The 22,427-nt window shown below is 70.7% G+C and carries 15 protein-coding genes and 1 pseudogene; 12 read left to right on the forward strand and 4 right to left on the reverse strand.

Annotated elements, in window-relative coordinates:
* Both AQJ46_RS42630 and AQJ46_RS42635 read right to left on the reverse strand, forming a co-directional pair.
* Positions 1-984 (reverse strand): sugar ABC transporter substrate-binding protein (locus AQJ46_RS42630; protein WP_059210735.1); only part of this gene is annotated, 984 nt, incomplete at its 3' end.
* Between the two features lie 391 nt (positions 985-1,375).
* Positions 1,376-1,862, reverse strand: a pseudogene (locus tag AQJ46_RS42635) (helix-turn-helix domain-containing protein); the annotation flags it as partial.
* A gap of 179 nt (positions 1,863-2,041) precedes the next feature.
* On the opposite strand from AQJ46_RS42635, the gene AQJ46_RS42640 reads away from it, so the two are divergent.
* From AQJ46_RS42640 to AQJ46_RS42700, 11 genes are all read left to right on the forward strand, one after another.
* Positions 2,042-3,379 carry a gluconate:H+ symporter gene (locus AQJ46_RS42640; protein WP_059210737.1) on the forward strand — a complete coding sequence of 446 codons (1,338 nt, stop codon included), beginning with the start codon at positions 2,042-2,044 and terminating at the stop codon, positions 3,377-3,379.
* A 39-nt stretch (positions 3,380-3,418) separates the two neighbouring features.
* Entirely contained in the window at positions 3,419-4,747 is a 1,329-nt protein-coding gene (locus tag AQJ46_RS42645) for an enolase C-terminal domain-like protein (protein WP_059210738.1), read from the forward strand.
* Between the two features lie 161 nt (positions 4,748-4,908).
* A complete protein-coding gene (locus AQJ46_RS42650; RefSeq protein WP_059210739.1) occupies positions 4,909-5,517 on the forward strand; it encodes a hypothetical protein in 609 nt (202 codons plus the stop codon).
* Positions 5,518-5,639: 122 nt separating this feature from the next.
* Positions 5,640-8,834 (forward strand): amidohydrolase family protein, encoded by a 3,195-nt coding sequence (locus AQJ46_RS42655; RefSeq protein ID WP_059210740.1) that lies wholly within the window; start codon positions 5,640-5,642, stop codon positions 8,832-8,834.
* Between the two features lie 868 nt (positions 8,835-9,702).
* Positions 9,703-11,700, forward strand: coding sequence for an ATP-binding SpoIIE family protein phosphatase (locus AQJ46_RS42670; protein ID WP_225887545.1), 1,998 nt, complete (start codon positions 9,703-9,705; stop codon positions 11,698-11,700).
* 2 nt (positions 11,701-11,702) lie between these two features.
* On the forward strand, positions 11,703-12,647 hold the full coding sequence (locus AQJ46_RS42675) for a LacI family DNA-binding transcriptional regulator (protein WP_059210743.1): 945 nt from the start codon (positions 11,703-11,705) through the stop codon (positions 12,645-12,647).
* Positions 12,648-12,692: 45 nt separating this feature from the next.
* Positions 12,693-13,937, forward strand: a complete 1,245-nt coding sequence (locus tag AQJ46_RS42680) for a sugar ABC transporter substrate-binding protein (RefSeq protein WP_059210744.1) — start codon at positions 12,693-12,695, stop codon at positions 13,935-13,937.
* Positions 13,934-14,845 carry a carbohydrate ABC transporter permease gene (locus AQJ46_RS42685; protein WP_059210745.1) on the forward strand — a complete coding sequence of 304 codons (912 nt, stop codon included), beginning with the start codon at positions 13,934-13,936 and terminating at the stop codon, positions 14,843-14,845. The genes AQJ46_RS42680 and AQJ46_RS42685 overlap by 4 nt, the downstream gene beginning before the upstream one ends.
* Entirely contained in the window at positions 14,842-15,669 is an 828-nt protein-coding gene (locus tag AQJ46_RS42690) for a carbohydrate ABC transporter permease (protein WP_059210746.1), read from the forward strand. The genes AQJ46_RS42685 and AQJ46_RS42690 overlap by 4 nt, the downstream gene beginning before the upstream one ends.
* A gap of 5 nt (positions 15,670-15,674) precedes the next feature.
* Positions 15,675-17,690 carry a TIM-barrel domain-containing protein gene (locus AQJ46_RS42695; protein ID WP_059210747.1) on the forward strand — a complete coding sequence of 672 codons (2,016 nt, stop codon included), beginning with the start codon at positions 15,675-15,677 and terminating at the stop codon, positions 17,688-17,690.
* Between the two features lie 108 nt (positions 17,691-17,798).
* On the forward strand, positions 17,799-19,277 hold the full coding sequence (locus AQJ46_RS42700) for a glutamate--cysteine ligase family protein (RefSeq protein WP_059210748.1): 1,479 nt from the start codon (positions 17,799-17,801) through the stop codon (positions 19,275-19,277).
* Here AQJ46_RS42700 and AQJ46_RS42705 read toward each other — a convergent pair whose 3' ends face one another.
* On the reverse strand, positions 19,278-20,381 hold the full coding sequence (locus tag AQJ46_RS42705; protein WP_059210749.1) for a Gfo/Idh/MocA family protein: 1,104 nt from the start codon (positions 20,379-20,381) through the stop codon (positions 19,278-19,280).
* A complete protein-coding gene (locus AQJ46_RS42710) occupies positions 20,351-21,061 on the reverse strand; it encodes a ThuA domain-containing protein (RefSeq protein ID WP_059210750.1) in 711 nt (236 codons plus the stop codon). Before AQJ46_RS42710 ends, AQJ46_RS42705 begins: the two co-directional genes overlap by 31 nt.
* A gap of 216 nt (positions 21,062-21,277) precedes the next feature.
* On the opposite strand from AQJ46_RS42710, the gene AQJ46_RS42715 reads away from it, so the two are divergent.
* Positions 21,278-22,420 (forward strand): S1 family peptidase, encoded by a 1,143-nt coding sequence (locus tag AQJ46_RS42715; protein ID WP_063803919.1) that lies wholly within the window; start codon positions 21,278-21,280, stop codon positions 22,418-22,420.
* The last annotated feature ends 7 nt before the right edge of the window (positions 22,421-22,427 follow it).

Below are 22,427 nucleotides of genomic sequence, written 5' to 3' on the forward strand. Positions count from 1 at the left end.
CGCAGCGATGGAGTCCGCGTTGTCCTTGGTGACGAAGGCCGGGCCGGTCAGCACCGGCTGTTCGCCACCGCCGCTGAAGTTGCCGTTGTTCTTGTAGAGCCACAGCGCGTCGACGGCGAGATAGCCCTGGAGGTAGGGCTGCTGGTCGACGGCGAACTCGACAGTGCCGTTCTGGACAGCGGTGACGAGGTCCTTGTTGAGGTCGAAGGTCGCGACCTTGGCCTTGCTGCCGGCGTCCTTGACGGACTGGATGGCGGTCAGGGCGAAGGGAGCGCCGAGAGTGACGACCTGGTCGATGCTGGAGTCCTGCTGGAGTTTGGCGGTGATGGTGGACTTCACGGAGGGCATGTCGGTGCCGGTGACGTAGATCTTGTCGGTCTTGCCCTTGAAGCCCTTGGCGAGGCCCGCACAGCGGGATTCCAGGGCGACCTGGCCCTGGGACTGGACGACGCACAGGGCGTGCTTGGCGCCGAGGGTGTTGAGGCGTTCGCCGAAGGCCTGGCCGGCGATGTTCTCGTCCTGGCCGAAGTACTCCAGCATGCCCAGCTGCTTCCAGTCGTCCAGGCCGGAGTTGAAGCCCGTGACCGGGATGCCGGCCTTCTCGGCCTTGGCGACGACGGCCTTCATGGCGTCGGGCTTGGCGGCGGTCAGGGCGATGCCGTCGACTTTCTGGTCGATGGCGTTCTGGACCAGGTTGGCCTGGGCGCCGGCGCTGGGGTCGGCGGAGTAGACGAGCTTGATGTTGTCCTTGGCGGCAGCGGCCTGAGCGCCCTTGCGAATGAGGTCCCAGAAGGTGTCTCCCGGCTCGGCGTGGGTGATCATGGCGATGGTCATCCGCGGAGTGCTCGCCTTGCCCGCGGAGGCGCCGTCCGCGCTGTTGTCCTCGGACTGCTTGCCGCCGGAGCTGCTGGAACAGCCGGCGGCGAGCAGGGTGCCCGCCAGGACGGTCGCGGCCAGGGCGGCGGCTCGGTGGTTTCTGTGCATGTCCCTTGCACCTCGCTGTGCTGTTCGAATGGGAATGAGGATCCGGCGTCGACAAAGGGGTTCCGCCCGGTCCGGAGAGCGCGGGCAGGCGGCTTGGAGCGCCTTGTGCGGCGGGAGATGTTGTCGCGGCAGCTATGGGTGTGGGCCGCGCATCGGGCTACTAGAGCGCGTTACTAGTGCGCGCTAGGTGGTCGTACTATGAAATGCCCCGCTGGTGATGTCAATAGATTTGTCAGGACGTATCGACAAGCTCCGCTGGTCGCCGGAGTTCCTGGCGGGCGGTGGGCCGTGGCCGTCGCCCCAGGCGGCTGATCGTGCGTAGGGGCTCGTGTGCTTCTCGTGCCGTCAGGTGGACCGTGTCCGAACCGTCCGGTGGTGCAAGGTGGATGGTTTCTCCGGGCGGGAGTTCGTCGTCGGCGCGTTCCGTGAGCAGCGCTTTGCCCGGCGTCTCGGCGTGGGCGGGCGCCTGTCGGCCCAGGCGGTTGATGGTGCGTAGGGGCTCGTGTGCTTCTCGTGCCGTCAGGTGGACCGTGTCCGAACCGTCCGGTTGTGCAAGGTGGATGGTCTCGCCGAGCGCGTCCGACGCCTCGTCGGGATACGGCCGCACCGCGCGGACACACCGGTCGCTGTCCGGATGGCTGGTCCCGGTGAGCAGGGCGCGGATCCCGACGCTGTAGAGGAATCGGTCACGTCGGTACGGACCCGGCCGCACTCCACGAGGGTCTGGAGGAGGGTGTACACGCTGCTGCGCGGCACGCCCAACGCCTCGGTGAGTTCGCGCAGCCGTGCAGGCCGTCGCCCCGCGCGGCGAGCTGTCCGAGCGCCGCGACGGTACGGACCGCCGACTTCCCCTCGGGTACGCCCGCGCGCTGCGACACGGGCCGATCGCAGGGCGATTCGTGCACACCCCATTGACCCCCGGTGATTGCTACATCTAGCCTGCGTCCTCATATGTAGACAACGTCTTTGTATGCGGATCGCGTTCAGCAGAGTGACCTGAAGGGATGCTCCGGTGAACGCGCCTCACCGCACTGCCAGTTCAAAGGAGAACTGACACATGCCGCTCGTCGTGGTCGGGATCAGCGTCCTCGTCCTGCTCTTTCTGATGACGAAGCTGAGACTGAACGGCTTCGTCGCACTCCTCCTGGTCGCCGTGAGCGTCGCCCTGGTGCAGGGGATAGGCCTGGAGGAGATCCCGGACGTCCTCTCCGAGGGCATCGGGGACCAGATCGGCGACACGATGCTCACCATCGGGCTCGGCGCCATGGTCGGCCGCGTGATGGGGGATTCCGGCGCCGCGCAACGGATCGCCGGCAAGCTCCTCGACGTCTGCGGCCCGCGCTGGGTGCAGGTCGCCATGGTGCTGTCCGCGATGCTCATCGGCGTGACGATGTTCTACGAGGTCGCCTTCGTGATCATCGTGCCGGTCGCCTTCACCCTCGTCCGGGTCACCCGGGTGAACCTCCTCTGGGTGGGGCTGCCGATGTCGATCGCCCTGTCCACCATGCACAGTTTCCTGCCGCCCCACCCGGGCCCCACGGCCGTGGCCGCCACCTTCCACGCCTCCGTCGGACTGACCCTGTTCTACGGCCTGTTCATCGCGGTCCCCGTCGGCGCGTTCATCGCGCTGCTGTGGCCACGCCTGCCGTTCGTCCGGCGGATGAACCCCGAGATCCCCAAGGGCCTGGTCAGCGAACGGGTCTTCGAGGAGGAGGAGATGCCCGGCATGGGCTGGTCGCTGGCGGTGGCCCTGCTGCCCGTCGTGCTCATCGCCGGTGCCGCGGTGACCGACCTGGCCACCTCGGGCGACAGCGCCGGGCTGCACTTCGTCGCCTTCATCGGCTCCGCGCCGATCGCCCTGCTGCTGACGCTGCTCGTGGCCGTCTGGGTCTTCGGGCCGCGCATGGGGCGCAGCCTGGCCGAGGTCAGCACCTCGTGCAAGGAGGCCGCCCAGGCGATGGCGATGATCCTGCTGGTCATCGGCGCGGGCGGTGCCTTCAAGAACGTCCTCGTCGAGGGCGGGATATCCGACTACATCAAGGACGCGACCGACGGCTGGTCCATCTCGCCGATCATCCTGGCCTGGCTGATCGCCGCGATCCTGCGGGTGGCGCTCGGCTCCGCGACCGTCGCCGTCGTCACCGCCTCCGGCGTGGCACTGCCGCTGCTCGCGGGAAGCGGGGTCCACGCCGAGGTCATGGTGCTCGCCGTCTCCTGCGGGTCGATCGCCTTCTCACACGTCAACGACCCGGGCTTCTGGATGTTCAAGGAGTACTTCAACCTGTCCGTCATCGACGCGATCAAGGCGCGCACGACCTACACGACGGTACTCGCGATCCTGGGCCTCGGCGGTGTACTGGTCCTGGAACAGGTGCTGGACGCCCTGAATGTCTGACCTCTCCCTCATCTCTCGTCAGAAGGACACCGTCTCACCATGAGCCAGCCCGTCGTCACGAAGTTCTCCGTCCACCCCGTCGCCGGCCGGGACTCCATGCTCCTGAACCTCTCCGGCGCCCACGCGCCGTACTTCACCCGGAACGTCGTCGTCCTCGAGGACTCCGAGGGGCGTACCGGCCTCGGCGAGGTGCCGGGCGGCGACGGCATCACACGGACCCTCCGCGACGCCGAGCGCCTGGTCGTCGGGGCCCGCGTCGGCGACTACAAGCGCGTCCTGCGCACGATCCACGACACCTTCGCCGACCGTGACTCGGGCGGTCGCGGCGCCCAGACCTTCGATCTGCGGACGACCGTGCACGCGGTCACCGCCGTTGAGTCGGCGCTCCTGGACCTGCTCGGACAGCACCTCGACGTCCCGGTCGCGGCGTTGCTCGGCGACGGCCGACAGCGCGATGCGGTACGGGTCCTGGGCTACCTCTTCTACGTCGGCGACCCTGACCGCACCGACCTCCCCTACGTCCGCGAGCCCGGCGCGGAAGCGGAGTGGTACCGCATCCGGCGCCAGGAGGCACTGACCCCCGAGGCGATCGTCCGCCAGGCCGAGGCCACCTACGACCACTACGGCTTCCGCGACTTCAAGCTCAAGGGCGGTGTCCTGCCGGGCAGCGAGGAGGTGAAGGCCGTACACGCGCTCAAGGACCGGTTCCCCGAGGCCCGGATCACCCTCGATCCGAACGGTGCCTGGTCCCTGCGCGAGGCGGTCGAGCTGTGCCGTCCGCTCGTCGGCACGCTCGCCTATGCCGAGGATCCGTGCGGTGCGGAAGGCGGTTACTCGGGCCGGGAGATCCTCGCCGAGTTCCGCCGGGCCACCGGGCTGCCCACCGCGACCAACATGATCGCCACGGACTGGCGGCAGCTGACCCACGCCCTGGCCCTGCAGTCGGTGTCCATCCCGCTCGCCGATCCGCACTTCTGGACCATGCAGGGCTCGGTCCGGGTCGCGCAGCTGTGCCATGCCATGGGGCTGACCTGGGGCTGCCACTCCAACAACCATTTCGACATCTCGCTCGCGATGATGGCGCACTGCGGTGCCGCCGCCCCGGGTGAGTACAACGCCCTCGACACCCACTGGATCTGGCAGGAAGGTCTGGAACGGCTCACCGTCGAACCACCGCGGATCACCGGCGGCGAGGTCGCCGTCCCGGACACGCCCGGCCTCGGGGTCCGCCTGGACCGCGACCGGCTCCGGGCCGCTCAGGAACTGCACGAGGAGGTGGCCTCGGCGGGCCGTGACGATGCCGCCGGGATGCAGTATCTGATCAAGGGCTGGACGTTCGACGCGAAGCGTCCGTGCCTGGTGCGCTGAGTCCCGCGTGCGCTGACTGCTGGGCGCTGAGTTCCGCGCGCGCCGAAGTCGTTGACATGGTCAAGACAGCTCATTAGCATCCGTGAAGCCTTGGAAAGCGCTTTCCAGTTCATGCCTCGACTTCCCCCCACGGGATCCACCCCCCACAAGAGGACCCCCACATGAACCCACGAAAGACCGCAGTGGCAGCAGCGCTCGCCACCCTGCTCCTGGCCGGCCCCGGCATCGCCCAGGCCGCCCCGCCCGCCGCGCCCGCCGCGCCCGCACCCCGGGAACAGGTCGCGGCGGCCACCATCACCTGGACCCTGGAGCGGGCTGGCAACCCCACCGCGGACCAGCAGGCGGCGTACACCCTCATCACCTCGGCGATGAACGCCGCCGTGGCCCGCTACAACAACCTCAGCGACCTGGGGAAGTCCATCACGGTCCGCTACGACACGAGCGTGCCCACCGCGGACGGCAACCTCAACGGAACCATCCGCTTCGGCAGCAACCGCAGTTACATGACCGAGCGGACCGCTCTGCACGAGATCGCCCACACCATCGGGGTGGGCACGAGCCCGGGCTGGTCCTCCCTCGGTGGCAGTGGCACCTGGACGGGTGCTCAGGCGACCGCTCTCGTCCGGCAGTTCGACGGTTCCTCGGCCAAGTTGTCCACCGGCGGCGGGCACTTCTGGCCGTACGGCCTCAACTACGAGAACGAGTTCTCCGGCACGGCGGCCGACCGCCACGTGCAGATCGTCGCCGCGATGGTGCGTGACGGTCTGTGAGCTGAGGGGCTGGTGTCCGGGGGCGAAAAACCGCTCCCGGACCCGGTGTTCGGGCGCAGGACCGGCACCTTCGGGGAAGGGCCCTTGTCGACCGGCACCTCTCCCGCGCACTGGAGGCTCCCTTGGACGCCCACGGCACACCTGACACCTTCCGGCCCGGTCCGCTCTCCCGCCGCAGATTCCTCCAGGCCGCCGGTGTCACCGCCACCGCCGTCGCGGCCGCGGGTACCCCCGCCTCGGCCGCCCCCTCCCACTCGGTCACCCTCTCCCTGACCGCCGCCACCGGCGGTTCCGCGACGCTCTCCCCGGCCGGCGACCGGCTCGTGGCCGAAGTACAGAACGTGCTCTGGTCGATTCCGCGTAACGGTGGCACCGCCTTCGCGCTCACCTCGCCCGGCCTCGAACCCACCCGCCCGCAGTTCTCGCCCGACGGCGACCGCCTCGTCGTGTGCGCCTACCGCGGCGGCGGCTTCCACCTCTGGACGCTGCGGTCCGACGGCAGCGACTTACGGCAGCTCACCGACGGGCCCTGGGACGACCGCGGCCCCGCCTGGTCGCCGGACGGCACCCGGATCGCGTTCGCCTCCGAGCGCGGCGGCGACACCGTGGTCGGCAGCCCGTACCGCATCTGGGTCGTCGACGTGCGCTCCGGCGCGCTGACCCGGCTCACCGGACGCGCCGCCCAGCAGGGCCCGGCGCAGGGCGGTGCCTGGGAGGACTTCGACCCCACATGGTCGGCGGACGGCGAGCACGTGCTGTTCGTGCGCGCGGCCGTCACCACCACGGGCACCCTGCGCGCCGACACCGTCGCCTCGGTCGCCGCCGACGGGTCGGGACCGGTCACCGTCGAGCACACCGACGACTCCGGCGCCCAGCTCATGACCCCGGCCGTCTCACCCGGCGGCCGCCTCGCGTATCTGCGCACCACGCCCGCACCCAGCGCCTCGTGCACCCTCGTCGTGGACGGCACGCCGATCGCCGTCGACGGAGACGTCCTTCCGGCGCCGCCACGCTGGACCGACGGCGAACGGCTCCTGCTCGCGGTGGACGGCCACTTCCGCCTCGCGGACCCCGAGGCGCCCGCGGCGGCGGAGGAGATCCCGTTCAGAGCCGCGATGCCCGTGCAACGGCCCCGCTACCGCGGCAAGGCGTACGACTTCGAGGGCGCCGGCACCCGGCCCGTGCGCGCCCTGCATCTGCCCGCCCTCTCGCCCGACGGCCGCAGCGTCGCCTTCGCCGCGCTCAACTCCCTGTGGACCGCCCGGACATCGGGCGGGCACGCACCCCGCAGGGTGCTCCAGGTCCCGCACACCCGCTATGTGCTGGGGCCGACCTGGACACCCGACGGCACGGGGCTGGTCTTCGCCGACGACCGGGACGGACTGTTCGCCGTACGGCGCCGGGACCTCGACTCCGGCGAGGAGACCGTGCTGGCCGACGGCGGCCGGGTCTTCCCCGCCCTCTCGCCCGACGGGACCCGGCTGGCCTGCCTTGACATGTCCGGCAACCTCGTCGTGCGCGACCTGCCCGACGGCAGCGAACGGACCCTCGTCGCACCGCTCGGCGCGGGCGGTCTGCCCGGCCGCCCCAGCTGGTCTCCCGACGGGCGGTACATCGCCCTGTGCGATCGCAACCGGCTCAACCAGCGCTTCCGCGAGGGCTACAACCTCATCCGGGTCGTCGACACCACCACCGGCAGCGCCGCCCTGCACGCCCTCGCCCCGCACACCTCCCTCTCCGACCGCTACGACTCCGGCCCGGTCTGGTCGCCGGACGGCCGCTGGATGGCCGTGGTCGCCGAGTCCGCTCTGTGGCTGCTGCCGGTCCGCCCGGACGGAACCCCCGACGGTGAGCCGCGCCGCCTCACCACCGAGCCCGCCGACCACCCCTCCTGGTCCGCCGACGCCCGCACCCTGCTCTACCTCTCCGCCGGCACCCTGCGCCTGATCGACGTCCGCAGCGGCAAGACCCGTACCGTCAAGGTGCCGTTGGACTACCGGCGTCCCCGCCCCGCCGACACCCTCGTGCACGCCGGCCGCTTCTGGGACGGCACCGGACCGGTCGTCCGCGAGGACATCGACATCCTGATCCGTGACGGCCGTATCGCGGACATCTCCCCGCACCGCACCGGGCGATCGGCCGCACGCCGGGTCGACGCGAGCGACCGCACCGTGCTCCCAGGACTCTGGGACGCGCATACCCACCCGTGGCAGAGCACCTACGGCGGACGCCAGACCGCGCTCCAACTCGCCTACGGCATCACGACCGCCGTCTCCCTGGGAGGCTTCGCCTACGAGCAGGCCCGTATCCGCGAGGCGGTCGCCGCCGGGGCACTCGCCGGGCCGCGACTGCTGGCCACCGGTGAACTGCTCGACGGGGCCCGCGTCGCCTACAGCATGGGCCGCGCGCACCGCACCCCCGAGGGACTGCGGCGCTCGCTGGAGCGCGGGGCGGCACTGGACTGGGACTTCGTGAAGACGTACGTCCGCGCCCCGGGCTGGGTGATGAAGGAGGCCGCGGACTTCGCGCACGAGCGGCTCGGTGTGCGCAGCGGCAGCCATCTCTGTACGCCGGGCGTGCAGCTCGGGCAGGACCTGACGACCCATCTGCAGGCCACGCAGCGGCTGGAGTTCGGACACGCGACCACCGCCACGGGTCGTGTCCATGAGGATGTCCAGGAGATCTACACCACGGCAGGTTTCCATCTCGTCGCCACCCCGTTCACCGCGCTCGCCCTGCTGGGAGCGGACCCCGCGCTCGCGGAGGACCGCCGTGTCACCTCCCTGATGCCGCCGTGGGACACCGCGTTGGTCCGCCAGCAGGCCGGGCAGCCGCCCACGGCAGCTCAACTGGCCACTCTGGACCGAGAGGTGGCCGTGTACCGGCGCATCCTGGCCGACGGCGGTCAGATCGCGCTCGGCACGGACCAGCCGCTTGTGCCGGTCGGTCTGCATCTGCACCTCGCCCTGCGGGCGCTGCACCGCGGCGGGCTGTCTCCCGCCGAGACCCTGCGCACCGCCACCCTGCTGCCCGCCCGCGTGTTCGGCGCCGATGCCGACCTGGGCACGCTGGAGGAGGGCAAGCTCGCCGATCTCACGGTCGTGGACGGTGACCCCTTCACCGACTTCCACACCCTGATCCGCACGGTGGCGGTGCTGCGCGGAGGTGTGCCCTTCGAGCAGGCGGACCTCGTGGACGCCCTCGACCCCGTGCGGCGCTCCGGGGTGTCCTCCGACGCGACCTCCGAGGCGGAATGGCTGGGGGTGAGCGAACAGATGCGGCGTGACGGATGCTGCGATCCGGGAGCCGCGCTGTGAAAGATACCGGGCGATGCGGGTCTGACGGCTGGACCCCTACGGGCCCCTGGATCTGACTTGTCCGATTCCTGTGCGGCGCGCACTCTGGGTCTGTGAGGCACCTCACCGCGCGAATTGAGCAAGAATGGCCACTTTTGATCAAGGGAACGGTCACAGCGGGTGGTCATCCGATGTCGCGACGGTCACCCTCAGTCTGGACGGCGTGGTCACAGGGTGGAGCGAGGGCGCTCGACGACTGCTGGGCCACCGAGCCCCGGAGGTCGTAGGGCGCGCCGCGACGGATCTGCTCCTCGGTGAGGGAGCTCCCGGGGCGGCAGGGCTCTCCCTCACCGGCTCCCAGGAATGGAGGGGCACGGCGGCACTGCGGCATCGTGACGGCCACCGCGTCGAAACGGCCCTGCACGCCCAGCCGTCGCTGGGCGGCGACGGCACGGCCCACTCCTTCGTCGTGGCCCTCTCCCCGGGCCCCGACCGATCCATGGTGGAGTGGGCCTTCGACCAGGCCTCCATCGCGCTCTCCACCCACAGCGTGACGTCCGGCTCGTGGCACCGGAACGCGACGGCGGAGAGTGGGGAGCGGGGGGCTGGGGCCGAGGGAGGCGCGCGATCGGCTGGGGTCGCTGGTGGAGCGCGATCGGTTGGGGTTGAGGGGGGAGTGCGACCGGCTGGGGTCGAGGGAGACGCGCGACCGGCCGGGGTCGAGGGAGGCGCGCGACCGGCCGGGGGCAAGGGTGGAGCGCGAGCCGTAGGGGCCGAGGAGCGAGCGGTAGGCGCCGAGGACGGTGCGCGATCGCCAGGAGCCGAGGGCGGGGAGCCGTCGGCGCGGGGCGGAGAAGAACCTGCCGCCAGGGGCGGGGACGAGCCGGCGATGCGCCATGCCGAACGCGGAGTGGCCCTCGATGTCGGATACGAACCGCACGCGCCCGCCCCCGCCGACGAAGGCTTCCTCCGGTGTGTCCGCCGAGTCGCCGAAGAACGCGCCCCGATGCGCTACGAGTGTCTGGCCCCGGAGCCGGTCTGCGCCCCGGGCGCCGCCGTCCCCCGCAGCTCCACCCACCACCGCGCCTGGGTCATAGAGCTCTGGCCCGTCCGCGACCCCGCGACCGGTGAGGTCGTCGGCGTGGGCACCGCCGCGTTCGACAGCAGCGACCAGCACGCGGCCCGCCAGCGGCTCGCCCTGCTGCAGGAGGCCGGCACCTGCATCGGCACCACCCTGAACGTGACCCGCACCGCCCAGGAGCTCGCCGATCTCGCCGTCCCGCGCCTCGCCGACTTCGTCAGTGTGGACCTCCTCGACTCCGTGCTGCGCGGGGACGAACCCGTGCCGGGACCGGTCGACGCGGCCGTGGTGCTCCGCAGGGTCGCCCATCAGTCCGCCGCCGAGGGGGAGGGCGTCCCGGAGGCGGCCATCGACCTCGGCGGGGTGGACACCTACCCGCCGTTCTCGCCGCCCGCCCGCTGTCTGGCCGACGGGAAACCGGTGCTCAGCGGCGCGGGCGACCCCGACTTCGCCGCCTGGATCGCCGGACACGAGACGCGCACGGCACGCGTGGCGGAGTACGGGTTCCACTCCGTCATGGCCACCCCCCTGCGGGCACGGGGCATCACCCTCGGCGTCGCGGTCTTCACCCGCAATAGCGGCTCCCCGCCCTTCGAACCGGACGACCTGATCCTCGTCGAGGAACTCGCGGGCCGGGCGGCGGTCGGCGTCGACAACGCCCGCCGCTACACCCGCGAGCGCACCAACGCCCTCACCCTCCAGCGCAGCCTTCTGCCCCGGGACCTGCCCAAACAGGCGGCCGTCGAGGTGGCGTACCGCTATCTGCCCGCCGGCACCGGCGCGGGCGTGGGCGGCGACTGGTTCGACGTCGTGCCTCTGTCGGGCACCCGCGTGGCCCTGGTCGTGGGGGACGTGGTCGGGCACGGCATCCATGCCTCCGCCACGATGGGCCGGCTGCGCACCGCCGTCCGCACTCTCGCCGACGTGGACCTCCCCCCGGACGAACTCCTCACCCACCTGGACGATCTGGTCACCCACCTGTCCACGGACGAGGAGGACATCGGTCCGGACGAGCCGTACGTGGTCAGCGGCGAGATCGGCGCGACCTGTCTGTACGCCGTCTACGACCCGGTCTCCCGCGTGTGCACCTTCGCCAGCGCAGGTCACGTCCCGCCCGCCGTACTGCTCCCCGACGGCACGGCCCGGGTGGTGGAGCTGACGCCGGGGCCGTTGCTCGGCGTCGGAGGGCTGCCCTTCGAGTGCACCGAGCTGGAGCTGCCCGAGGGCAGTCTGCTGGCCTTCTGCACCGACGGTCTGGTCGAGGCGCGCGACCGTGACGTCGGCCTCGGGCTCAACCGGCTCTGCGAGTGCCTGGCCGGTCCGGTCGCCTCCCTGGAAACGACCTGCGACACCATCCTCAAGGCCCTGCTGCCCAAGAGCCCCTCCGACGACGTGGCCCTGCTCCTGGCTCGCACCCGTGCCCTGCACGCCGACCAGGTCGCCGCCTGGTCCCTGCCCTCCGACCCGTCGATCGTGGCCGACGCCCGCGCCCAGACCACCCGCCAGCTCACGGCGTGGGGGCTGGAGGAGGCGGCGTTCGTCACCGAGCTTGTGGTGAGCGAGCTGGTCACCAACGCCATCCGCTACGGCGCCGTTCCGATCGGCCTCCGGCTCATCCGAGACCGGACCCTGATCTGCGAGGTCTCCGACGCCAGCAACACCGCCCCGCATCTGCGCCGCGCCCGCACCTACGACGAAGGCGGCCGCGGGCTGCACATGGTCGCCCAGCTCACCCAGGGCTGGGGCACCCGCCAGTCCCCTATGGGCAAGACCATCTGGGCCGAACAACCCCTCCCGGACGGCTGACCATGGCAGCGCGACCCAGAACCGACGACTCCGGCGGCGGCACACACACGCTGGGACTCCTCTACCCGCCGGCCGGCCGCCTCCGTGACTACACCACCATGCAGCTCGCCTTCGTGGGTGGGGTGGCCGAGGCCGCCGCACAGCAGGGCTACGACCTGCTGCTCGCCCCCGCAGGTACCCATGACGACCCCTCGTTCCCGCGGATGATCGACGACTGGCGGGTGGACGGCGTGATCGTCATGGAGATCCGCCGTGAGGACGACCGCGTCGAGCGCCTGGCCGAGGCCGGCTTCCCCTTCGTGGCCATCGGCCGCAACCACCGGGCCGACGTGTCCGGCTGGGTCGACCTGGACTTCGCCGGCCTGGCCGGCGGCTGCGTCCAGCACCTTGCCGACCTCGGCCACCGCAGAATCGCCTTCGTCAACCGGTCCGAGCAGCTCTTCAACAGCGGCTACGGCTTTGCGCGGCTCGGCGACGAGGGCTACACCGAGACGATGAAGAAACTGCTGCTCACCCCGCACACCTACCTCTGCGGCGACGACCTCGCCTCGGGAGAGGAGGTCGTGGAGAAGATCCTGAGCGAGGACCCGGCGACGACCTCGCTGGTCACCATGAACGAAGCGGCCCTGGAAGGCGTCTACCGAGGACTCACCCGGCACGGCCGCAGCGTGCCGCGCGACTTCTCCGTCGTCGGCGTCGCGGCCAGTCCCTGGGCCGAACAGGTGAACCCGCCCCTCACCGCCGCCGAGATACCCGCCAAGGAGATGAGCCGGGTCGCCGTCGACCTGATGATGCGGCGGCTGCGCTCATCGGACTCGCCTCCCCGGCACGTCCTGCTGAAACCGCTCATCACCCTGCGCGGCAGCACGGGACGCTGCCAGCCGGTGCCGGGCTCGGAACCCGAGAACGACCTCCCCGATTTCCCCGGTTTGGAGCTGGATTTCTGATACGTCCGTTTCTGTGACCCGATCACCGAACCCTGGGAGCAGAACATGTCGTACCCCCTCGACCGCCGCGGTTTTCTCCGCGCCTCGGGCGCGACAGCGGCCGCTGCCGCCCTCGGCGCAGGCGCGTCCCTGACCTCCTGCAGCTCGGACACCTCGGGCCCGGTGACCCTCACCTGGTGGGACTACTTCACCCTGGACAACTTCCAGCCCGGAATGAACCGCCTGATCAAGGACATCGAGGCCGGCGTCCCGGATGTGCGGATCGAGCGACGGACCTTCCCGTTCGCGGAGCTGGATCGGCAGATCACCCTGGGCGCGATCTCCGGCGACCTGCCCGACATCGCCATCGTCGACAACGTCGCCATGAACACCCTGGGGGGCAGCCATCTGCTGGCCGACCTCACCGCCAGAGTGAAGAAATGGGGCCAGGCCGACCAGTACTACAAGGGACCCTGGGAGGGCTGCCAGGTAGGCGGAAAGACTCTGGGCATCCCCAACAACAGCAACTGCCTCGCCCTCTACTGCAACACCCGCATGCTCAAGTCCGCCGGTGTCGAACCCCCCACCACCTGGGACGAACTGGCCTCCACCGCCCAGAAGCTGACCAGCGGCGACCGCTACGGCCTGGCGCTGAGCGCGATCAAGACCGAGGAAGGTGTCTTCCAGTTCCTGCCGTTCCTCTGGCAGGCGGGCGGCGACCTGGACACCTTCCGCACCTACGGCGCCACCGCGCTCACCTTCCTCGACGAACTGATCGCCAAGGGTTCCCTGTCCGAACAGTGCGTGGGCTGGACCCAGCAGGACGTCAACACCCGCTTCCTCAACCAGCGCGCCGCGATGCAGATCAACGGCCCGTGGCAGATCCCCACCCTGAAGAAGGCCGCCTTCGACTGGAACGTCGTCGCCCTGCCCCGCGACAAGGAGGCCGCCACCTGCCTGGGCGGGGAGAACTGGGTCGTGATGGCGAACAGCAAGCACGTGGACAAGGCGTGGGAGGTCCTGGAGTACACGCAGCGCCCCTCGGTCCTGGTGCCGTACCTGGTGTCCTTCGGTGAACTTCCCGCCCGCAAGGACCTCGCCGACCGCGGCAGCTGGGCCTCGGACCCGGCCCTGCGGCTCTTCCTCAGCCAGCTGCCCCTGGCCCGGCCGCGCCAGTACGGCCCCCACTACGACGAGGCCTCGCAGGCCGTCGCGGAGGCGGAGCAGGCCGTGCTCACCGGATCCGCGTCCCCGTCCGCCGCGGCCAGGACCGCGGCCGGGAAGATCGACAAAGCTCTGGGCGAGCAATGAACCAGCCCTCCGCGCGCCGCCGCCGCACCGGCTACCTCTTCTGCCTGCCGGGCATGGCCTTTCTCGCCCTCTTCCTGGCCTACCCGCTCCTCTACAACGTGTGGACGTCCGTCCACGACGTCGACCTGGGGCAACTCCTCGGTGGGGCAGAGCGGTTCAACGGGTTGGACAACTACCGGGCCGTGGCCGACGACCCGGCTTTCTGGCACTCCGTACGCCTCTCCCTGGTCTTCACCCTCGGCTCGCTGCTGCTCCAGTTCTCTATCGGCTTCGCCCTGGCCCTGCTCTTCGCCCGACCGTTCCCCTTCAACGGCCTGCTGCGCTCCCTCATGCTGGTCGCCTGGCTGCTGCCCCCGGTGGTCAGCGGCACCCTCTTCCGCTGGATGCTGGACGCGGAATCCGGCGCCTACAACGCCCTGTTCCAGGCAGTCGGCCTGAGCGGTCTCTCCCACGACTGGCTCACCGACCCGTCCACCTCGATGGCGGGGGTGGTCTTCGCCAACGTCTGGGTCGGCGTGCCCTTCAACATGCTGCTGCTCCTGGTCGGACTGCACACCATCGACCCCGAACTCCACGAGGCCGCCGCCATCGACGGAGCGAGCGCTTGGCAGCGCTTCCGCCGCATCACCCTCCCGCTGATGCGGCCCGTCTCGGTGACCGTCCTGCTCCTCGGCCTTCTCTACACCTTCAAGGTCTTCGACCTCGTCTACGTGATGACCGGCGGCGGCCCCGTCGACGCCACCCGCGTCCTCTCCCTCTACGTCTACGAGGTGTTCTTCACGTTCTTCCGGTTCGGCCAGGGAGCCGCGGCCGGCCTGCTGCTGCTCGTCGTACCCCTGCTGGCAGGTGTCTGGTACGTACGACGGCTGCGGCGCGAGGACGAGGCGCCGGCGGGAGGTGCCGTATGAGACCACCGCGCCGCCCCTGGCTGTTGACCGCGACCGCCACGCTCACCACCGCTGTCTTCCTGCTGCCGGTGTACTGGATGGTGAAGACCAGCCTCACCCGGCCGGACCGCATCCAGACGCCGGACCCGCAGTGGGCACCCAGCCCCGTCACCGGCGAGAACTACTCGACCGCCCTGGGGTACGAGGGCCTGACCCGGGCCCTGTTCAACAGTCTGGTCATCTCCTGCGGGGTGGTCGCGCTCACGCTGCTTCTCGGCGTCCCGCTGGCCTACGCCCTCGCCCGCGTCCGGATGCGGGGCTCGGGCACCATGGTGCTCGCCCTCCTCGTCGCCCAGCTCCCGCCCGCCATTGTGCTGGCGGCCCCGCTGTTCATCCTCGAACGCCGGGCCGGTCTCACCGACACCTACCTGGGCCTGATCGCCGCCGACACCACGCTCACGCTGCCCTTCACGGTGATCGTGCTGCGTCCCGTGATGCGCAGCGTGTCCCCGGAGCTGGAGGAGGCGGCGCTGGTCGATGGCTGCGGACTGTCCGGTGTGCTGCTGCGGGTCGTCCTGCCGCTCATGGTGCCCGCTGTGGTCGCGGCTGCCGGACTGTCCTTCCTGATCGGCTGGGGAGAGTTCCTGTTCGGGCTCACGCTCGCCGAGGGGCCCGGCGTCCAGCCCGTCACCGTCCTGCTCAACGCCTTCATCGGGCAGCACGGGACGTCGTGGGGCGCCCTGATGGCCACCGCCACCCTCATCAGCATCCCGGTGGTCTGCGTCTTCGCCGTCTTCCAGCGGTTCATCGTCGGCGGGCTCACCGCGGGCAGCGTGAGGGGCTGAACGCCATGCATCCCCGTGACAGCGCGCCCTGGGTGGCACCGCCTCCACTCCTGATCCCGGCCGCGCCGGACCCGTTGGCCAGTGCTTCCGTCGCCTCCGCGGACGAGGCCGGTGTGACTCTCGACGTACGCACCGCGGCAGGACGTACCGGCACCCTCCGGCTGCGCCCCGCGACGGGCAACTGCCTGCGGATCACGCTGCGGTTGGACGGCGTACCCGCGGCGCCTCGGGTTTCCGTGGTCACCGCGCCGACGGACACCCGCTGCACGGTCGAACAGTCACCGGACGCCGTCACCCTCCGACTCGAGTCGCTGTGTCTCGAAGCCCGTCTGACGCCGTTCGCCATGCAGTTGACGGACCGTCACCTGCGACAGGCGACCGACGTGAGCGACCCCAGCGGACGCAGGACCGTCCTGCCCCTGGGCGTCACCGAACTCGCGGACGGCCGACTCGCCCACCACGACAGCTGGTTCACCGAGCCCGACGAGCACTTCTACGGCCTCGGCGAGCGCTTCACCGGCCCCGACCTGCGCGGCCAACGCGTCGACTGCTGGGTCGAGGACGCCCAGGGCTCGACCGGCACCCGCTCCTACAAGGCCGTCCCGTTCCTGCTCTCCAGCCGGGGCTACGCCGTCCTCGTGGACACCACCACCGCGGCCTCCTTCGACCTCGCCCACAGCAACACCGGCGCCTGGTCGCTGACCGTCCCCGACGAGGAACTCGACTACTACCTCATCACCGGCACCCCCGCCGCATGCCTGCGCACCTACCACGACCTGACCGGCCCCGCCCTGCTGCCCCCGGACTGGGCCTTCGGCCCCTGGATCTCCGGCGGCTTCCGCCCGGACAACGCGGCCGAAGTGCGCGAGCGAGCCCGTCGTATCCGCGAACTCGGCTTCCCCTGCGACGTGTTGCACATCGACACCTACTGGCAGCGGCCCAGCTGCTGGTCGGACTTGGAGTGGGACACCGAGGCGTTCCCGGACCCCCGCGGGCTGATGACCCACCTGGACGGACAGGGCTTCCGCGTCTCCCTCTGGATGAACCCGTACATCAGCGTCGACAGCCCGTACTTCGCCGAGGCGGACCGCAACGGCTGGTTCCTGCACTCCCCTTCCGGCACCACCTGGACCGGCCAGCTCTGGGGCGGCGCGCAGCCGGACTCGGCCGTCCTCGACCTGACGCATCCCGGCGCCGCCGACTGGTTCCGGGACCGCGTCCGTCAGACCCTGGCCACCGGAGTCTCGGTCCTGAAGACCGACTTCGGTGAGGCGGTGCCAGCGGAGACGGTGGCGTACGACGGCATGACCGGCGACCGGCTGCACAACCTCTACCCCCTGCTCTTCAACGACCTGGTCGCCGAGGTCACCCAGGAGGTCGCGGGCCACGGCCTGACCTGGGGCCGCTCCACCTGGACCGGCGGCCAGCGACACGGCGCCAAGTGGACCGGCGACTCCAACGCGAGCTGGCAGGACCTGGCGTCGACCTTGCGCGCGGGCCTCTCGCTCTCCTTCTCCGGTCACCCCTTCTGGAGCCACGACATCGGCGGCTTCCACGGCACACCGGATCCCGAACTCTTCGTCCGCTGGGCGCAGTTCGGCCTGCTGTCACCCCTCAGCCGGTTCCACGGCATGACGTCCCGGCTGCCCTGGGACTTCGGCGAGGAGGCGTACACGGCCGTCCTGCACGCGGCCCGGCTGCGCACGAGCCTGCTGCCGTACGTCCACCGCGCCGCCGCCGACGCGGTCCGCACCGGAGAACCGCTCGCCCGCCCCATGGCACTCGACCACCCCGATCGCCCGGACGCCCACGCGGCCGACCTCCAGTACCTGCTGGGCCCCGACCTGCTGGTCGCCCCCTTGTACGCGCCGGGTGGCCGCAGACAGGTGTGGTTCCCGCCGGGGGAGTGGCTGCCGTACGCGGGCTCCGGAGGGCCGATCACCGGCCCGGCCTGGCGTCGGGTCCGCATCCCCTTCACCGCCGCCCCGCTGTGGCTACGGGCCGGAGGGCACGTTCTGTGAGCAAGACGTCGCACACCGCCCGGCGGCGTCCGCCGACTGTCCGGGGCGCTCCCGAGGTGGGACTCTGGGACGGGAGAGGCATCCGCCGAGGGGACTCGGGAGGGCCCGATGGGACGTGACGTGCCGGCCCTGGTGTTCACGCGGGAGGACCGCCGACGGTACCGGGACAAGATGCACACCTGCCTGGACGTCCTCGCGCAGATGCTGCGCGAGTCCGGCTTCGAGAGCGAGCGGCCGCAGGTCGGGCTGGAGATCGAGCTCAACCTGGTGGGCGAGGACGGCCTCCCGGCGATGCGGAACACCGAGGTGCTCCAGGCGATCGCCGAACCCGCCTGGTCCAGCGAGCTGGGCCGCTTCAACCTGGAGATCAACATTCCGCCGCGCCGGCTCCTGTCCGGCGGCCCCGGCTCCTGGGAGCAGGAGATCCGTGACGCCCTCAACCACGCCGAGGAACGCGCCTCGGCCGTCGGCGCGCACCTGATCATGGTGGGCATCCTGCCGACGCTGGGCGAGGCGGACGTCGGCGAGACCGCCCTGTCGGGAGATCCGCGCTACCGGCTGCTGAACGAGCAGATCTTCGCGGCGCGCGGTGAGGACCTGCGCATCAAGGTGGAGGGCGTGGACCGCCTCGCGATGTACGCCGACGCCATCACCCCCGAGGCCGCCTGCACCAGCACGCAGTTCCATCTCCAGGTCGCCCCCAAGGAGTTCGCGGCCTACTGGAACGCGGCACAGGCCGTCGCGGGCGTGCAGATCGCCCTCGCGGCCAACTCGCCCTTCCTCTTCGGCAAGGAGCTGTGGCGCGAGACTCGCATCCCTCTCTTCGAGCAGGCCACCGACACCCGCCCCCAGGAGATCAAGGCGCAAGGCGTACGGCCCCGGGTGTGGTTCGGGGAGCGGTGGATCACCAGCGTCTTCGATCTCTTCGAGGAGAACGTGCGCTATTTCCCCGCGCTCCTGCCGATCTGCGACGACGAGGACCCGCAGGAAGCACTGGACAGCGGCGGTGTTCCGGAGCTCGGCGAACTGACCCTGCACAACGGCACGATCTACCGCTGGAACCGCCCGATCTACGCCGTCACCGACAGCGGCCCGCACCTGCGCATCGAGAACCGGGTCCTGCCCGCCGGGCCCACGGTGGCCGACATCATCGCCAACGGCGCCTTCTACTACGGCCTGACGCGCGCCCTGGTCGACGAGGACCGGCCGGTGTGGACGCGCATGTCCTTCTCGGTCGCCGAGGAGAACCTGCACACCGCCGCCCGTGACGGCATCGACGCCCGCCTGTACTGGCCGGGGGCGGGCGAAGTGCCGGTCACGGAACTGGTGTTGCGGCGACTGCTGCCCCTGGCCCACCGGGGCCTGGAGCTGGCCGGCATGGACGCGCAGTGGCGTGAGCCCCTGCTAGGCGTCATCGAGCAGCGTTGCGTCACCGCCCGCAACGGCGCCCTGTGGCAGGCGGAGACGGTCCACCACCTGGAGAAGGCAGGCGTGGGCGACCGTCAGGAGGCGCTGCGGCGGATGACGACGACATACATGGACTACATGCACCTCAACGCACCCGTGCACACCTGGCCGGTGGACTGATCACCGCCATTCCTGCGGAGGTGTCAGCGGCACCTGAACGGGCCGTTCCACCGACGTCGACAGCTCGATCCGCCGCCCCTCGGCCGACGAACGCAGCAAGGCGGTCATCGTCTCCAGTACATGCAGGGCGAGTTCACCGCTCGCGCGCGGTGCCCGCAGTCCGTCGGCGGTGACGAAGTCGAGCAGACCGACGCCCCGGGCGGCGCCGACGTAGCCCGCGGACGGCGAGAGCGTGCGCCACCCCTTCTCGCCCTCGCCGAGTTCGAGGAGCCGTACCTCACCGTCGAAGTTGTTCGGATCCGGGACCGTGAGAGTGCCCCTCTCGCCGTGGACCTCGATCGGCGCGGCCGTGGTGGCCACGCCGTCGAAGCTCGTCGTGATCGTCGTCAGGACCCCGCCCTCGTGTTCGAGGACCCCGGAGACATGGCTGTCCACCTCGACCGGTATCCGCTCGCCCGCGCGCGGGCCGGACCCGATGACCCGCTCGGTGCGGAGCCGGCTGGACGCACCGATCACGGCACGCACCGGACCCAGCAGATGCACCAGGGCGGACAGGTAGTACGGCCCCATGTCCAGCAGGGGGCCGCCACCGGCCGTGTAGTAGAAGTCCGGGTGGGGATGCCACCGTTCGTGGCCGGGGGTGATCATGACGGCCGAGGCGAACAGCGGGCGGCCGACGGCCCCGGCCTGCACCGCCGCCCGTGCCGTCTGGACACCGGTGCCCAGGACCGTGTCCGGAGCGCATCCCACGCCGACCGCCGCCTTCGCCGCGGCCTCCAGGACGGTGCCGGCGTCGGTGAGTTCGGCGGCCAGCGGTTTCTCGCCGTAGACGTGCTTGCCGTGGCCGATGGCACCGAGGGCGATCTCGGCGTGCGCCGCGGGGACGGTGAGGTTCAGCACCGTGTCGACGTCCGGGCTGCTCAGCAGTTCCTCGACGGACAGCGCCTGGACTCCGGGCAGTTCGGCGGCGACGGCGGCCGACCGGGAGGCGTCCAGGTCGGCGACCGCGGTGACGCGCACGGCGCGGTGGCCGACGAGCGTGTCCAGGTAGGCGCGGGAGATGACGCCGAGACCTACGACGCCGATGCGGTGCGCGTCGCCCACAGCATGCCCCTCTCGATGACGGTACGGACGTTGGGGTTCTCCAGGACGTCGAGGTTGTGCCCTGGTGTCGTCACCACGACACGTCCGGCACCCCACTGACGGGTCCAGACCGCCGGGGAGGTGACCGGCCGGTGCCAGGGCTGCCACGGCTGTGCCGGGTGGGTGGTGGTGGCCAGGACGTCGATCAGGTCGTCGTGGAGCACCCAGTACTGCTCGGTGTGCAGCTCGAAGTCCTCGATGCCCGCGGTGACGGGGTGTTCGCGGCCGAGGTCGGTGATCGTGAGGGTGTACGGCAGGAAGTTGTCCTCCTCGCCGCCCCGCCGCTCGCACGGTTCCTTGCCCGGGTGGGTCGCGAACTGGCCGCCCACCAGATGGAGGTAGTCGGAGGAGGCGCGGAACGAGTCGGCGATGCCGCCGTGCCAGCCGGTGAAGCCGGTACCGGCCATGACGGCCGTGCTCAATCCGGAGACCTGCTCGGCGGTGATCTCCGACATGGTCACGCACTGCACGACGAGGTCGGTGGCGGCCATCTCGGCGCTGTCGGCGTAGACATCGGTCGACTCCTCGATCCGGACGTCGTAGCCACTGCTCTCCAGGAAGGGCAGGAACAGCTCCGTGGCCTTGACCGGCTGATGTCCCTCCCAGCCGCCTCGGACCACCAGTGCTTTCTTACGCGTCATCTTGTTCCTTTGTCGGGCAGGACAGGTTCCTGGGGAAGATCCCCCGGACGGGCCGCGCGAAATCCACGTTCCGCGTGCCGGGATCCCGCCAACTTCGGTATTGGTATGGACCTGTCAATAATCAGCGGCTAGGCTCTCCCGAGCCACACTGAGAGCGCTCTCAGAGAACTCTGCTGTTCCACCCCCACCCCGTTGGAACGACGAAGGGCAATCTCCATGAGACGCACCAGAATCATGCGCGCGGGCCTGTCCGTGCTGCTCCTGCTCGGTGTCGGAGCGACCGCGGGCACGGTTCCCGCCACCGCCGACGAGAAGCAGCCCGCCTCGGCCGGACTCCTCACGGCGATGCAGCGGGACTTCCACCTCACGAAGACCGAAGCCGAGGCAAGGCTCGCCGCCGAACGGCGGGCCACGGCTGTGGAGTCCAAGGTCCGCCGGACGGCGGGTGCTTCGTACGGCGGCTCCTGGTTCGACGCCGACAAGGGCACGCTGACCGTCGCCGTCACCCCCGACACCTCCGCCACCGCCCTCCGTGAGATACGCGCCACCGGTGCCACGGTCCGCACCGTCACCCACAGCGCCCGCGAACTCGCCGCCACCCAGGCCCGGATCGACAAGGCCTCCGCGCCGGACGCCGTCAGCAGCTGGCACGTCGACACGAAGGCCAACACGGTGGTGGTGAACATCATCAGCGGCCGACAGGGTGACAACGATGTCCGCACGTTCGTCGCCCGCGCCCGGAAGGCGGGTCCCGTCACCGTGCGGGAGGTGGCCGCCGCACCGACCACCTTCGCCGCCGGAACCGTCGGCGGCGACCCCTACTACACCGGCAACGTCCGCTGTTCCATCGGCTTCTCGGTCTACGGCGGCTTCGTCACCGCCGGCCACTGCGACCAGCACACCGGCAGCGTCTACGGCTGGGACCGCAGTTACGTCGGCAACTTCCAGGGCTCGTCCTTCCCCGACAACGACTACGCCTGGGTCAACGTGGGCAGCGGCTGGTGGACCGTCCCGGTCGTGCTCGGCTGGGGCACCGTCTCGGACCAGCTCGTGCGCGGGTCGAACGTGGCGCCCGTCGGCTCCTCGATCTGCCGTTCGGGATCGACCACCCACTGGCACTGCGGCACGGTCCTCGCGATGAACGAGACCGTCAACTACAGCCAGGGCGCCGTGCACCAGATGACCAAGACCAGCGTCTGCGCCGAACCCGGCGACTCCGGCGGCTCGTTCATCAGCGGCGACCAGGCCCAGGGCGTGACCTCCGGCGGTTGGGGCAACTGCTCCAGCGGCGGCGAGACCTGGTTCCAGCCCGTCAACGAGATCCTCAACCGGTACGGCCTGACCCTGCACACCGCCTGATCGCAGG

The sequence above is a fragment of the Streptomyces canus genome, assembly GCF_001514145.1.
Taxonomy (GTDB): domain Bacteria; phylum Actinomycetota; class Actinomycetes; order Streptomycetales; family Streptomycetaceae; genus Streptomyces; species Streptomyces canus.